This is a genomic window from Denitrobacterium sp. (assembly GCF_056180635.1).
The window spans coordinates 1-14299 of sequence record NZ_JAZZJS010000080.1 but is presented as its reverse complement, the minus strand read 5'-3'; the positions used below and the strand labels follow the sequence as shown (position 1 = coordinate 14299).

At 59.8% G+C, this 14299-nt stretch carries 12 protein-coding genes and 1 pseudogene; 12 read left to right on the top strand and 1 reads right to left on the bottom strand.

The genetic code is table 11. From position 1 onward, the window contains the following. The 10 genes and pseudogenes from AC04P6_RS07605 to AC04P6_RS07560 all read left to right on the top strand — a co-directional run. A partial coding sequence (locus AC04P6_RS07605; RefSeq protein ID WP_475566024.1) for a molybdopterin-containing oxidoreductase family protein occupies positions 1–2198 on the top strand: 2198 nt, incomplete at its 5' end. A 14-nt stretch (positions 2199–2212) separates the two neighbouring features. Continuing rightward, complete coding sequence (locus AC04P6_RS07600; protein ID WP_475566023.1) at positions 2213–2836, top strand: 4Fe-4S dicluster domain-containing protein; 624 nt, start codon at positions 2213–2215, stop codon at positions 2834–2836. Between the two features lie 111 nt (positions 2837–2947). After that, positions 2948–3577: a TorD/DmsD family molecular chaperone gene (locus tag AC04P6_RS07595; RefSeq protein WP_475566022.1), complete on the top strand. Its 630-nt coding sequence runs from the start codon at positions 2948–2950 to the stop codon at positions 3575–3577. Between the two features lie 6 nt (positions 3578–3583). Then, positions 3584–3793: pseudogene (locus AC04P6_RS07590) on the top strand (4Fe-4S dicluster domain-containing protein); the annotation flags it as partial. 255 nt (positions 3794–4048) lie between these two features. Further along, on the top strand, positions 4049–4696 hold the full coding sequence (locus AC04P6_RS07585) for an NADH-quinone oxidoreductase subunit I (RefSeq protein WP_475566025.1): 648 nt from the start codon (positions 4049–4051) through the stop codon (positions 4694–4696). Positions 4697–4751: 55 nt separating this feature from the next. Beyond that, positions 4752–5576: a hypothetical protein gene (locus tag AC04P6_RS07580; RefSeq protein WP_475566021.1), complete on the top strand. Its 825-nt coding sequence runs from the start codon at positions 4752–4754 to the stop codon at positions 5574–5576. Between the two features lie 6 nt (positions 5577–5582). After that, on the top strand, positions 5583–6272 hold the full coding sequence (locus AC04P6_RS07575) for a molecular chaperone TorD family protein (RefSeq protein ID WP_475566020.1): 690 nt from the start codon (positions 5583–5585) through the stop codon (positions 6270–6272). Between the two features lie 103 nt (positions 6273–6375). After that, entirely contained in the window at positions 6376–8433 is a 2058-nt protein-coding gene (locus tag AC04P6_RS07570) for a DUF6541 family protein (protein WP_475566019.1), read from the top strand. Between the two features lie 12 nt (positions 8434–8445). Beyond that, entirely contained in the window at positions 8446–9660 is a 1215-nt protein-coding gene (locus tag AC04P6_RS07565) for a nucleotide sugar dehydrogenase (RefSeq protein WP_475566018.1), read from the top strand. Then, positions 9647–10633, top strand: a complete 987-nt coding sequence (locus AC04P6_RS07560) for a glycosyltransferase family 2 protein (protein WP_475566017.1) — start codon at positions 9647–9649, stop codon at positions 10631–10633. The genes AC04P6_RS07565 and AC04P6_RS07560 overlap by 14 nt, the downstream gene beginning before the upstream one ends. A gap of 2 nt (positions 10634–10635) precedes the next feature. Here the strand turns inward: AC04P6_RS07560 and AC04P6_RS07555 are convergent, their stop codons facing one another. Continuing rightward, positions 10636–11424: a glycosyltransferase family 2 protein gene (locus AC04P6_RS07555; protein WP_475566016.1), complete on the bottom strand. Its 789-nt coding sequence runs from the start codon at positions 11422–11424 to the stop codon at positions 10636–10638. A gap of 95 nt (positions 11425–11519) precedes the next feature. Between AC04P6_RS07555 and AC04P6_RS07550 the strand changes: the two genes are divergently transcribed. Beyond that, positions 11520–12851 carry a hypothetical protein gene (locus tag AC04P6_RS07550; RefSeq protein ID WP_475566015.1) on the top strand — a complete coding sequence of 444 codons (1332 nt, stop codon included), beginning with the start codon at positions 11520–11522 and terminating at the stop codon, positions 12849–12851. An 8-nt stretch (positions 12852–12859) separates the two neighbouring features. Continuing rightward, positions 12860–14299: D-alanyl-D-alanine carboxypeptidase family protein (locus tag AC04P6_RS07545; protein ID WP_475566014.1), on the top strand; the 1440-nt coding region annotated here is incomplete at its 3' end.

The window sequence follows — 14299 nt, the reverse complement described above, 5'->3', positions numbered from 1 at the left end:
GTCGCATCTGCCCGAAGGGCATCATGAACTCCAAGATTCCCTATGCGGACAACCGCCCGCTGTATCCCATGAAGCGCAAGGGCGAGCGTGGCAGCGGCGAGTGGGAACGCATCAGCTGGGACCAGGCAGTCGAGGAGATTTCCACGAAGTGGAACCAGGTGGCGAAGGATTTCGGTCCTACGGCGAACAGCTACTACCAGGGTGGCGGTGGCTTCCAGGGTTCGCTGAACGGCAACGCTGGCATGATTATGCGCCTGTTCAACGCCACGGGCTGCACCAAGTGGGACTACTCCTTCGACAACGCCACCAACACGGGCCTGACCCGCGGCGGCATTCAGTGGTTCGACCAGAACGAGCCCAAGGACTTCGTCAATTCCGACTACATCCTGTTCCTAGGCGGTAATCCCATCAACGCTCAGATTCAGATGAGCAAGCACCTGTTCGATGCTCAGGAAGCGGGTGCGAAGATCGTCGTGGTCGATCCCCATTTCAGCCCCACGGTTGCCAAGGCCGACAAGTGGATTCCCGTGAAGCCCGGCTGCGATGCCGCGCTTTACCTGGGCATTATCAAGAGGTTCATGGACGAGGGTACCTACAAGGCCGATTTCGTGCTTAACCACACCTGCGCTCCGTACCTGATCAAAAAGTCCGACGGTATGTACCTGCGTGGCGGCGAGTTCCAGAATGAGCCCAAGCATCAGGGCCCTGCATCGTGGATTACGGGCCTGCCCACCGAAATCGACCCGATTATGGTGTGGGATGAGAAGGAAAACAAGCCGGTCTGCTTTGACGAGTGCAAGAACCCCGCGTGGAGCTGCCCCGACGAGAACTACGTTACCGCTTGGGATATGTTCAAGGAGCACGTCCAGGAGTGGACGCTCGATAAGGTGATGGATGTAACGGGCATTTCCGCAGAGGACTTTGACTACCTCTACAACATGCTCCAGCCGGAGAACAAGGTGGCTCATTACATCAATTTCGGCACGGGCGCGTATGAGAATGGCCTGCAGGCTGCGTATGCCATGACTGCGATGATTGCCATGACGGGCAATTTTGGCGAGCCTGGCCGTTCCGTCGGCGGCTTCGACTGCATGTATGGCAACTTCTTCGGTCATGCCCTTACGGCTCCGTCCAATGGCAAGATGTGCAACCCCGTCACGTGGCTCGCCGCGTGCGACATCGTGAGCTCGGGTAAGCTGCAGGGCGAGGATTATCCCGTCAAGACGCTCTGGGTTTCCCATGGTGGTCTTATCGGCGGTTCGGTTAATTCCGAACGCAATAAGCGCGAAATGCTCGACAAGATGGAAATGATCGTCGTGCAGGATCCGTTCCTTACCGACACCGCACGCTATGCCGACTACGTGCTGCCGGTGTGCGATATGTACGAGTTCGAGGACGTCATTCCTCTGAACCACGAGCGCAACGTGCGCATTACCGAAAAGTGCATCGAGCCCATGTACGAGGCGAAGACCGATAGCGAAATTGCCCGCCTGTTTGGTGAAGCGATGGGTCTGGCTGATGCGGTATGCGATGTCACCGATGAGGACTGGTGGAAGGGCACGTTTGACGATGTTCCTGCGGCCGTCGAGCACGGCATCACGCTCGAGACGCTGCGCAAGAACAAGCTCATGCGCTATGTGGACGAGGAACCATACATTGGCAACCGCGGTTACAACAATTTTATCACCGAAACGGGTCGTTTGATGTTCTACGTCGACGCTCCCACGCCCCGAACCCCGTCGAACTTCGATGTGGCTGCCGTCACCGAGCGCGAGAAAATGCCAACGTATTTCGAGAACAAGATTTCGGGCGAAAACAGCGAATATGCCAAGGAGTTCCCGCTCGTGTGCATGAGCTGGCGTAATCCCAGCCGCGTTCATATGACGCACTTTATGAAGGACTGGGCGCGCGACGTCATGCCCACCCCGACGCTGTTCGTGAATCCCGTTGATGCCGAGAAGTATGGTGTTGAAGAGGGCCAGGATCTGCTGATTACTTCGACGGTTGGCCAGTGCGTCATGCAGTGCGCGTTCCATCCCGGCATCCGTCCCGGCAGCACCGTGTACTACAAGGGCTATTCCGAAACTGAAAGCAAGTTCGGAAGCCAGGGTGCCATCACGTCCGACTACGCCGACGCCTACGCCGTGAACTGCTCGTTTTTCGATAACCGCATCAAGATCGAGCCGTGGGTTAACTAAGGGAGGGAACAGATATGACGCAATATGCTATTGCTGTAGATAAGAAGCGCTGTATTGGCTGCTGGAGTTGCAGCGTCGCCTGCAAGCTGGAAAACAATCTGCCCGATCAGGTGTGGTGGAACAACATCATCACCGATGGCGGTGGGGCGATGAACACTCCCGTCGGCACGTATGGCGACTGCACGCTCACGTACACCCCGTACCACTGCATGCATTGCACGAAACCCGCTTGCATGGGTGCATGTCCCACGGGCGCCACGGCCAAGGACACGAAGACCGGCATCGTGACCATCGATACCGAGAAGTGCATCGGCTGCCAGAGCTGTATCGCCGCCTGCCCGTATAACGGCGTGCGCACCTTCGTCGAGCAAGATCCCGTTCCTGCCCTGGATTGGCCCGTTGGCAGCGTGGAGGCTCCCGAGCACAAGAAGACCACGGTCGAGAAGTGCTGGATGTGCTACCACCGCGTAAGCAAGGGCGGCATCCCCGCATGCGTCGAGGGCTGTCCTGCACGTGCGCGCATCTTCGGCGACGTCGATGACCCGAATTCCGAGATCTCGAAGCTCATCGCGGAACGTGGTGGGGCAGTGCTCCTGGAAGAGGCGGGTACTGGACCTAACGTGTATTATCTGTCGTAGACGGAATCGCTTTGTTCTTGAACCCGACGGAATCCCTCCATCTGTCGGGTTCGTGTTTGGATAGGGCGTGCTGCAGCCAGGCGCACGCCCTTTTGTGTCGAAAGGAAGAACATGGCCACTTCTCTGGGAAACATGTTCAAGCTATTTTCCGTGGCATTTCAGCCGCCGAGTGCGGAACTTGCCAGCGTGCTCGCATCGGGGGAGCTTGTTCGCGATATGCGCGATACATGGGTGCTATTGGAGCTGCCCGAAGATGCCGCGAGCGCGTTTTGCGAGGTTGTCGCGCAGTACGAAGGACGCGATGCTAACGAGGTGCTCCATGAGGTTCGTCAGGATTGGTCGCATCTCTATCTGGGAAATCCCCCGCTTGTGGCGAATAGCGAGGGCGTATGGCGCAAGAAAGCGGAAGGGCGCGCGGGCGTCGCGCGCATGATCAATTCGTATTCGGTTGAAGTGGCCGATTTCATGCGTGAATGCGGTGTAAGGCGCAAGAAAAAGTTCAATGATTGCATCGACTACATCGAAGAGGAATGCGATTTCTGTTCCTTCCTTGCCGACCAGCCCGAATACCTGTTGGAGCTGGGTCGTGACCCCCTGGCTTTGCTGCAAGAGTTCGTCGACGAGCATATGGCCAAGTGGGTTCCCGGATTCTGCGTCGACGTTCGAGGTAATGCGCGTACGGCATACTACCAGGCGCTTCCCGCCTTTATGGCGCGTTTCGTGGAAGAGCTCCAGGGTTAAAACCGCATGGTACGCGGCGATCGATCTGCTCGTATAACGGTCCATGTCGATGAGGGGCATTGCGTTCACGCGCATAGCGTGTGGGCCATTTGCGCCCGTTGCGTTAATTCTTGCCCCGGAGAGGCGATTTCCCTTTCCGAGGGCGATACGGCGCCCAAGGTGGACGCCCAGCGTTGCGTGGGGTGTGGTCGTTGCATGTCGGCGTGCCCTCATGACGCGTTCTCTTCGCCGGAATTCTCGGAGCGTCGATTGCTGAGCCGCATTGGCAAAGCCGGGTACGTTCGCCTTCGGTGCTTTCTTCCGTATGGCGAGCTCATGTCGCTAGGCCATGATCGAAACTCATATCACGTCTGCACCTGCCTCGCGGCCCTAAGTCCTGGGGCGTTGTACGAAATCGCGACAACCCGCTCATGCGAGCTTGTGACCGATCAGTGCGAGCAATGCGTGTTGTTCCCGAAGGTGGGAACTGGCATGCGTCGCAATTTCGAGGATGCCCATGCTCTTCTGCGCGATTGCGGCAGGGAGGAGCATCTTTGGGAATCGCGCCCGCTGTTCCTTCCCGAGGCTCCGATTTCTCCCGATAGCGAGTCTGAAGTTCGGCGTGAGAACGTGCCTACGCCGAATGTGCGCGCCATCTTCCATTCGATTTTAGTATCCATGCGCGACAATCCGCCCGAAAAGCGCAAGCCCCTTGAGTTGCGCGCTCTGCGAAAGCACGTTCCCGAATGGCGAATGCGCCTGGCGGAAGTGTGGAATGCGATGGACCACGAGGGGGAAGATGCCGCGTTCTCCTGGCCAGTTCATATTGTGAACAGAGATGCATGCAGGGCGTGCGGCATCTGCATGCAGCTCTGCCCTTCGGGCACTATTGTGCATGGTTTTGGCGACGGTCGATTCCGCTACTCGTTCACGCCTGGCAAGTGCGTGGAGTGCGGACTGTGCCTCATGTCGTGCCCCGCTGCCGCTATCAGCCGAAACCGTGCGGCAAATGCTGCGCCATTCGAGGAGGTGGAGTGCTTCGAATGCGAGGCCGAATCCTGCCCACGATGTGGGCTTCCGAACTTTTCGTCGCGCGGCGAACCTGTTTGCCGCCTTTGCAAGAAGAGACTTGGCTTGTAGCTTCCGTGTCGTGAGACAATTGCGCATGCGGCAATGCGGGAGGGGATGATGCGGCATGCCGAATGGCGATATTCTGCTCGACGATAGATTCATGTACGTGGTCCAGCGCATGGGTGCGACGGTAGACCTCGCGTGTCATGAGGTGGCCGACCTGTCCCTTGGCGAGTATGCCATGTTGCTTTGCATTTCCGAATCCGAGCAGGGGGTTCTTCTTCACGACTTGGAGCGTGAATTCAGGTTCGTTAAGAACCCTCAGTTCCTTGTGTCGCTGCTCGAGGAGCGGGAGTTGGTACGCAGGAGGCGCAGCCGCTCTGACAAGCGCGCGTTTGCGTGCGAGACGACCACGAAGGGCGAGACGCGCATCAGCCTGGCTGATGAAGCAATAGCCGTTTCCCTCATTGGGGCGAATCCCGATGTGGGGGAAGACGACTTCGGCGTGCTCATCGACCAATTTCAGGCGATAGCAAGGCTCGATTCTTCTCGGCGTCCCATGACGATGTTTCCCTCGCGTATTCTCGTGGCCTTGTTCCGCTACCGGCAACTGTTCGCTCGGTCATGTTCGGTTTCCGGCATGCTGCCCCTCCAGGTGGCGCTGCTCTGCATCATGGTCTCGCGCGATATCCCGCAGGATGTCTCGTACTTTTCAGCACGCGTGACGCTGTTCGATTTCGTCGTGGAATTCCAGCTCAAGGAATTGGTTCGCAAGGGTCTGGTACGCTACGAGGGCGGCTATGAGATTTCCGCGCGCGGCATTCAGCGCCTGCAAGGCATCGTGGCCGCCTTTTCCTCCGAGTTTTCGGATGATTGCTCTCGACGCGACCCCGAGGCGCTCGACGCCTTTCGGAATCTCGCCGGATATATGCTGTATCTTTTCGAGTAGGTTTGCATGGATTCATTTGTTTCGCAGGCGGGCGAGAGGGTTCATCCCTTTGCCCTGCGGGTTCGCACGCGTGCCGCGCTCTGCGGCGTCCTTTCCGAGGTGTTTGGATATCCTTCCGCGGAGGCATCTGAGGAGCTTGCTTCGTTTGATGCCGTTGATCTGTGCCGCTCCTTGGCGGACGATGCGCATATGGATTTCGAGACGCTGCTTGCCGCGGAGGGGTTCCCTTCCGAGTGGCTTGATTCCCACTGCGTGCCCGATGGATATGAGGAATCGCCTCTTTCTCCTGGTCGAGCGTTACGCGCGGAATGCACGCGCCTCTTCTGGAGCTATCCGCGTCTTGTGCGCTTGGAAGGGCGTCATTGGTCGAAGGCCGATAGGCGAGGCGAGGTTGTGGCTGTGCGCGAACTGTACCGCGAGCTGGGATTGCGTAACAAGGACGGCGTGAATGCCTCGGTGGATGTGCTGGCGAGCGAGCTCGACTATGCGGGTTATGTCTTGCATGCGGAAGCCGATGCCTGGGAAGGGGAAGATTCGCTGAGCGCGCTCGAGTGGCGAAAGCTATACGTGGGTTTTCTCGACAAGCACCTACGCCCTTGCGCGACGGGTGTTGCTATGGCGACGCTAGCCCATTCGCGTAATATGTATCTGCGATTCTACGCGGTCTTGCTGGCGTCGGCCGTTTCCGAGGCGTAGCTTGCGGGAATGGCGCCTGCGCGGCCGCTGCGGTGTTTTAAGATAGAACTTCAGAGTGTAGGGCGCTCGCGCGCCTGTTTAGGGGATATGGGAACGGATCTGTATGTGGCTTGAGCTTCTATTGGCTACGTTGCTGTGCCTGTGCATGCTGTACGTGCCGGGCTTTCTTTTCGCGCGCGCGTTGCGTTTCGAGCGCTTCGACGCGATTGCCTCGGCGCCCTTGTTTTCGGTGGCGGGTTTGGTGGCCGTGGGCATCGTGGCTCACATGGCGGGCTTGCGCGTTCCCGCGTATGCGCTCCCGGTGGCCGTTCTGCTTGCATGCCTTGTTTGTCTGGGCGTTTCGCGCGTGGCCGTACGCCCTGTGCGGGTTCATGGTGTCCATGCATCGTCGCAGGTAAATGCTGGGTCGCATGACGCGAATGACATCGCGCGTCAGGCTCTGCTCTACGTGGGCGTGGCGCTTGCAGTTACGGTTGTCGTGTTCCTCACGGCGATCGACGGTCCCGATTCGTTTTCCCGCAGCGACGACACTGCGTACCATATCGCCGTCATTCGCGGCTTCCTCGACTCGGGGTCGTATTCCATCTTGAACTGCTCGTCCTTCCTCGATCATGGCGTGTCGGGCGGTTATTATCCCGCGGCTTGGCATGTGGTTTCCGCCCTCGTCGCGTCGTTCTTTGGCGATAACGTTTCCCTTGCGAACAATGCCACCATCGTTGCGGTGATGGCATTCGTGTTTCCGCTGGTCATGCTTCTTTTCTTCCGTCAGATTTTTCCAGGCAAGGCGCGCGTGGCCTATGCGGGCGCGCTTGTGACCCCGGCGTTCTGCGGGTTCCCGTGGGGCTTCCTGGTGTTTGGTCAGCTGTTTGGGAATTTGCTCTCGTGGATCTTCGTCATGCTCGCGCTGGTGTTCCTCGCGCGGGCGATTGATGCCGGGGGAGCGGCGAGTCGCGCGCGATGGATTGCATGCCTCGTCATCGCCCTGCCCACCATTGCGGCGTCCCAGCCCAATGGCGTGTTCACGTTCGGCATCCTAGCCGTCGCGTATGCGTCGTGGCGCATATTCTTTCCCCTGGGCGCCAGGCGGGCGCAGTTCTCGAAGAGGCGCGTTTTGGGCGTTGCCGCGCTGCTCGTGGCTGCATGCCTGGTGTGGGTTGCGTTTTACTTCGCCCCGCCCCTGCAGGCGGTGGTTGGCTACGATACGCCTGCCACGCTATCGCTGGCCGAGGGCGTCGCTTCCGGCCTGACGTTCATGTTCAGCACGCACGGCGGCATTCAGCCCTTCCTGAGCGTAATCGTGCTCTTGGGCATCATCCGCACGTGCCGCAAGGGAAACCGTTGCTATCTGTGGCTTACTGCCGCGTTCGCCTGCGCGATGCTCATTTACTTCGTGGATGTGGGAACCGACTGGCCTATCAAGCATCTGCTTGCGGGCTTCTGGTATTCCGATTATCGTCGCACGGGCGCCATGGCCGCGCTTTTCGCCATCCCGCTTGCTGGAATGGGGTTGCTGTGGCTCGTCGAGGCGCTCATCGCCCTGGTGGGGCGCGTGCGTGGCAAGGAGGGGGCCGGCAAGGCCGTCTCGCGTGCCGTTGTGGCCGTGGTCGTAGTCGCCATGCTCATTTGCCAGTTCGCCCCGCTTCACGTGTATTTCAGCGAGAAGCGCGACATTCGCATGGGCCTCATGACGGTGCGCCACCAGCTGACGACCAATTATTCCTGGTCGATTGGATTCACGTCCGAGGAAGACGCCTTCGTGAAGAAGGCCGCCGAAATTGTTCCCGAGGGGGCGCTCGTGGTGAACCTCCCCAACGATGGCAGCTGCTGGAGCTATGGCGTCGAGGGGCTCGATACGTACTGGCGCCGCTGCGTGAAGAACGGCGTTGGCACGTCCGACCAGGATAAGCTTCTGCGCTTGCATCTTTCGGAGCTTGCGACGTCGGAAGAGGTCCAGCAGGCCGTTTCCGATTTGAACGTGCGCTACGTGCTCTTGCTCGACTATGCGGGGGCCGATAATCGTACTATGGTGGAAAAGCGCTACGAGGCCGAAGACTGGGTTGGCATCGAGGGAATCACCGATGATACGCCAGGCTTCAACGTCGTGCTGAGCGAAGGCGATATGCGACTTTACGAGGTCGATCGCTCGTATGTTGCGGAATAGGGAGGATTTGCCGTGAGAATTGCGGTCGCGGGAACGGGATACGTGGGCCTTTCGCTGGCCGTGCTGCTGTCGCAGCGTAATCATGTCGACGCAGTGGATGTCGTGCCTCGGAAAATTGAACTGCTCAGTCAGGGCGTTTCGCCCATTCGCGACGATGAGATCGAGCGCTATCTGGCCACGGCCGAGCTCGATTTGAACCCCACGCTCGATGGGGCTTCGGCGTATCGCAGTGCCGACTTGGTGCTTGTCGCGGCTCCCACCGATTACGATTCGCAGGCGAATACGTTCGACACGAGTCACGTGGAAGAGGTCATCGACCTCGTCCTTTCCGTGAATCCCCAGGTGCCCATCGTTATCAAGTCGACGATTCCCGTGGGGTACACCCAGTCGCTCATCGAGGCGCATCCCGGTGCGAATATCCTCTTCTCGCCTGAATTCCTGCGCGAGGGCCACGCGCTCTACGACAATCTGCATCCCAGCCGCATCATCGTGGGCGTCCCCGCCCGTGCGCATGAAGAGGCGCTTCGCGCGCACGCGCAGACGTTCGCGTCGCTTTTGCAGGAAGGTAGCCTCGATGCGGATACTCCCACGCGCATCATGAGCGCCACCGAGGCCGAGGCCGTGAAGCTCTTTGCCAATACGTACCTGGCCCTGCGCGTGGCGTATTTCAACGAGCTCGATACGTACGCGGAAACGCGTGGCCTCGACAGCAAGCAGATCATCGATGCCGTGGGGCTCGATCCGCGCATTGGCACGCACTACAACAATCCGTCGTTCGGCTACGGCGGCTATTGCCTGCCCAAGGACTCGAAGCAGCTTCTGGCCAACTACGCCGATGTACCGCAGGACATCATCGCGGCCATCGTTCAGGCGAATCGCACGCGCAAGGATTTCATCGCCGATCGCGTGCTGCAGGAAGCTGGCTGGTCGAGCGAAACGGCGTCGCAGGTTACCGTGGGAATCTACCGCCTTACGATGAAGACGGGCTCCGATAACTTCCGCGCATCATCCATCCAGGGCGTTATGAAGCGCGTGAAGGCAAAGGGCGCGCGCGTGATCGTGTACGAGCCTACGCTCGACGCCGATACGTTCTACGGCAGCGATGTGGTGAACGACCTGGAGAAGTTCAAGCGCGAAAGCGATGTCATCGCTGCGAACCGCATGACCGATGAACTGGGCGACGTGCGTGACAAGGTGTATACGCGCGACCTCTATGGCCGTGGGTAGGCGCATGACCGGCAGCGTGCTCATATCGGTTCTCATTCCCGTGTACAACGCGGAACGCTACTTGGCGCGATGCCTTGATAGCGTGCTCGCGCAAACGTATCGCTCCTTCGAAATCGTTGCGATAGACGATGGCTCCACCGACGCCTCAGTACGCATTCTCGACGAGTATACCGAAAAGCATCCCCAGGTCATGCGCGTGGAACATCGCACGAATGCGGGAGCGGCGGCCGCGCGCAACCGCGCTATCGAGGTGGCGCGCGGAAGCTACGTCGCCTTTCTGGATAACGACGATTGGCTCGCCCCCGATTTTCTGGAGCGACTCGTGCCGCATGCGCAGGATGGGACCGACATCGTATTCAGCGGATATCAGCGTCCGTGTCTCGATGGCTCCATCAGCGGCCGCGTCGTGCCCCAGCCTGGCGAGGAGTGGGCGCCCTTCGCGGTTCTGGCGGCGTGGGCGAAGCTCTACCGCAGGGAGTTTATTCTCGCAAACGACCTGCAGTTCCTTTCGGCAAACGTGTACGAGGACCTGCATTTCTCGGTGCCCGCGATCTATGCCGCACGCCGCACGCGGGTCGTGCCGTATTGCGGCTACAACTGGTTCATGAACCCGGAAAGCGTCTCGAATACGAGTCAGCGTACGTCGGATGGGCTCGAGTTCGACCGCGCCATGAGCTCCCTCGTAACGCGTGTGGGGCATCCGCATAGCGAAGATGCCCTGTTCGTGCATATGATGGTGCGCTTGGGCGTGTTCTCGCTCTTCCTTACGCGCGGGGGCGACGGCGCCGCGTTGGCAGCCGAGCGGGCGAAGCTGCTTCGCTCGTGGCTCGATATTCACGTGCCGTCGTGGCGGGGGGATGCGTATGCTCGCATGGGCAGGCCGCGGGGCGATAGTCGCTCGGCGCGCATTGCCACATGGCTCTTCGTGCGCCATCCGCGCCTTTTCGACGTGGCCTTGCGCTTGCGGAAATAGCCCTAGAGCTCGTTTGCGCTTTCGCCGCGCGCGTATACGCGCGCGATGGCGTGCGCGATGGGGGCGGGCCAGAAGCGCTTCAGCATGGCCAGGTCTTCTGCACCGCGCGTGTTCTCCTCGATGAGGGCCGACGTGGTGGACCCCTCGTGGACGCGATGCAGCATGAGCGGCTCATTCGCGTAGAGGAACGCCCCGTCCAAGCGCGAGATGCGCTCCCACGTATCCCAGTCGACGTTGCTTTTCATGCCTTCGTGGAATGGCGGGTTGGGGCATGCGTCGCGCACGAACGTCACCGAGGGGCAGCAAATGGCATTTCCCCAGGCCAGAGCGTGTCGTCGAGCGCGGATGCTGTGGGCATTGCGCCCGTTCGCGAGCGGTGCGAGCAGGCGTCGCTTCACGCGGGGGAGCACGCCGTCGTATACCGTTTTCCCGTTGCGTATTTCCGCGTAATCGGAAAAGAAGATGAGCGCATCGGGCGTGGAGCCAAGTAGGGCACGCGCTTGTGCTCCGTAGTCGGGCAGGTAGACGTCGTCCTGATGCGCGATGGTGATGTACTTGGCGCTAGATTGCGCGTAGGCGTAATTCCAGTCAGCGCCAATGCCCAGGCGCTGCGGGTTTACGTGAAGGGGCAGGCCATGCCTGCGCGCCACGTCTTCGAGCCATGCGCTGGGGGTAGACGTCGCGATGAAGACCTCGTCGGCGGGAGTGTTCTGCGTTTCGATCGAGGCGATGCATTCTTCCAGGTAGGGGGATTGTCCGTAGGCGCATATCGCAAATGCATGTGTGGGCATGCCATTTCCTCCCTTATTCCTTCAGAATACTGTCGTATAGTACCGCTAATGGGAACTGGGACAGCGTATCTAGGATACGCGAAGGGGGATGCGGAATGAACCCCGCTGCGCGCACTTCGAATCAGAAACTCATGCTGCTGGGCGCCCTTGCCGCCGCGGCATTTTTTCTTGCGCTTTTTGCTCCGGGCTTGGCGTACGGCGCCGACGACCAGAAGATGTATCGCCTGTACAACCCCAATTCCGGAGAGCATTTCTATACGGCGAACGTGATGGAGATGAGCAATCTCCATCGGCTCGGCTGGGATTACGAGGGCGTCGGCTGGGTTGCGCCCGCTTCCGGTGCGTCGGTATATCGCCTGTACAACCCCAATGCGGGAGACCACCATTACACGATGAGCGCCGAAGAGAAGGAACATCTGGTTTCCCTTGGTTGGAATTACGAGGGCGTGGGCTGGAAGTCGGCTAGCTCATCGCAGGGCAAGGCGCTGTATCGCCAGTACAACCCCAATGCCGTTGCGGGTTCTCACAACTACACGCTCAGCGCGCAGGAAAACGACCTGCTCGTTACGAAGGGCTGGAACGCAGAGGGCATTGGCTGGTATGGCTTCGAAGCCCCCGAAAACGATTACGTCACGTCGCTCGATTACTCTCAGGCGGTGAACCTGCCCGTTTCCGTTTCCGCATACAGCGTGGTGGTGGCGCGCGAAGACGGCGTGGTCGTCGCCAGCAAATCGCCGAATAAGAAGTGCGAGACGGGTTCCACGGCGAAGCTCATGACGTGCTGGCTCGCCCAGGAGAGCCTGGGGGATGCCCAGGTCACGCTTTCCGATTACGACATTCAGATCGCCCAGCCGTTTGCCTACGATCGCGATCAGCCGTGGAAAACCAATTCGGCATCAGTCGTGGCCAAACAGTGCATGTACGTGTCGTCGAACCCCTATGCGCACACGCTCGCTCGCTACGTGGCGCGGGAAAAGTACGGGGCAACGGGCACCGACTGGGGCGACATGCGCAATGGCGTGCGCGCCATGCAGGAGCGCGCCGTGGAAATTGGCATGACGAACACCACGTTCGTTTCGCCTTCGGGCTTGTTTGGCCCGAAGAACGGCAACTTCACGCAGGATTTCAGCAGCAATTCCAAGGGCATGACGAATAATCGATCCACGGGAAACGACATGATGCTGCTTACCCTGAATGCCGTGCCGGCGGGAACGCATATCGTGGGCAACACGTTTGGCAGCCCGCATAAGTTCACGAATATCAAAACGGGAACGAATGAGCGCGAATCCATGCTTTCGATGATACGAATAAAGGGCAAGACGTACTACATCGCCCTCATGGCTGCCGACCACACTTCCAGCCAGGGCGGTACCGACGTGAAGGAGACCACTGCCATCGTCAATTGGCTCTGGGATTACGTGCAGTAGGGTGTTTCGTGAGTGGCTTCGTGCGAAAGAATGCGTTTCAATGGGCGGTGGCAGTCGGCGCCCTGGCGTTGTGCGCTGGCCTGTTTTTTGCGGCGTATGCGCTGGCCGAAGTTCCCATGCCCGTTATCGCAAGCGGCCTTACCTATAACGGCTCGGCGCAGGAAGGCGTTTCGGAGGCCGAGGGCTATACGCTGTCGGGTCAGGTGGATGCCACGAACGCCGGTGAGTATACGGTTACCGCCACGCTGCGCGAGGGCCGTCATTGGCCCGACGGTAGCACCGAACCCAAGTGCGTGACCTGGGAAATCGATAAGGCAACGCTCGATGTCTCGGCCTGCACGGTCGATTCCACGTTCACAGGCGAAGAGCAGTCGCTCGTTTCTACGCAAGAAGTACCCGAAGGCGTTTCCGTGTCCTATGGCGTGAATGGCGTGGAATCCGAACGCCCTACGGCTACCAATGCCGGTAGCTACGAAGTAACGATGACGGTCGATGGCGGCGGCAACTACAAGGACGCCACCGTCGTGTGCCAGGCGAAGATCGCGCCCGCTCCCATCGCCGCACCTGAGCCCGTATCGGGTCTGGTGGCAGATGGCAAGACCAGCCAAGTGGGCGTCCCCGAGGGCGATGGCTACACCGTGGAAGACGGCAGCGCTGTCGAGCCGGGGGAGTACGTTGCCGTGGTTACGCCCGATGCCAATCATGTATGGGAAGACGGCTCTTCCTCTCCGCTGCAGATTGCCTGGAGCGTGGCCGAGCCTGAAGTGCCTTGGGGAAACCTGGTTTCGCTCAACTACGATTCCGCCGTAGACCTGCCCGTTTCGCTGAGCGCCTACGGCGTGCTCGTGGCCACGGCTGATGGCACGGTGGTTGCGCAGAAGAACCCGTATACGCGTTGCGAGATTGCCTCCACTACCAAGCTGCTCACGTGCTGGCTGGCCAGCGAATACCTGGACGACGATAGCCAGGTGAGCCTCTCCTCGTATGACACGCAGATCGCCGCGCCGTTCGATACGCCCGAAAACCAGCCGTGGCATACGGCAAGCGCAGCCAAGATCGAGGCCCAATGCATGCGCACGTCGTCGAATCCATACGCCCATGCGCTGGCGCGCTATGTCGCTCGCGCGCGGTATGGTGCTTCGGGTACCGCTTGGGGCGACATGACGAACGCGCTGCGCGCCATGGATGAGCGCGCGACGGAAATCGGCATGAGTAATACCTCGTTCGTGTCGCCGTCGGGCTTGTTCGGCCCGGGCGGCGGCGTATTCACGAGTGGGTTCTTCTCATCATCGGGTGGCATGAAGAATAACCAGTCCACCGCCAACGACATGATGCTGCTTACGTTGAACGCCGCGGCTGCCGACGCGCCCATTTCGGGGCAGAGGCTTGGCAGCAACGATTTCACCTGCATAAAGACAGGTACGAACGAACGCGAATCCATGCTTGCC

Excerpts from the sequence above, each read along its gene's own strand:
- AC04P6_RS07600 (WP_475566023.1), top strand. The coding sequence starts at position 2,213 with ATGACGCAATATGCTATTGCTGTAGATAAGAAGCGCTGTATTGGCTGC.
- AC04P6_RS07595 (WP_475566022.1), top strand. The coding sequence starts at position 2,948 with ATGGCCACTTCTCTGGGAAACATGTTCAAGCTATTTTCCGTGGCATTT.
- AC04P6_RS07585 (WP_475566025.1), top strand. The coding sequence starts at position 4,049 with ATGCGTCGCAATTTCGAGGATGCCCATGCTCTTCTGCGCGATTGCGGC.
- AC04P6_RS07580 (WP_475566021.1), top strand. The coding sequence starts at position 4,752 with ATGCCGAATGGCGATATTCTGCTCGACGATAGATTCATGTACGTGGTC.
- AC04P6_RS07575 (WP_475566020.1), top strand. The coding sequence starts at position 5,583 with ATGGATTCATTTGTTTCGCAGGCGGGCGAGAGGGTTCATCCCTTTGCC.
- AC04P6_RS07570 (WP_475566019.1), top strand. The coding sequence starts at position 6,376 with ATGTGGCTTGAGCTTCTATTGGCTACGTTGCTGTGCCTGTGCATGCTG.
- AC04P6_RS07560 (WP_475566017.1), top strand. The coding sequence starts at position 9,647 with ATGGCCGTGGGTAGGCGCATGACCGGCAGCGTGCTCATATCGGTTCTC.
- AC04P6_RS07555 (WP_475566016.1), bottom strand. The coding sequence starts at position 11,424 with ATGCCCACACATGCATTTGCGATATGCGCCTACGGACAATCCCCCTAC.
- AC04P6_RS07550 (WP_475566015.1), top strand. The coding sequence starts at position 11,520 with ATGAACCCCGCTGCGCGCACTTCGAATCAGAAACTCATGCTGCTGGGC.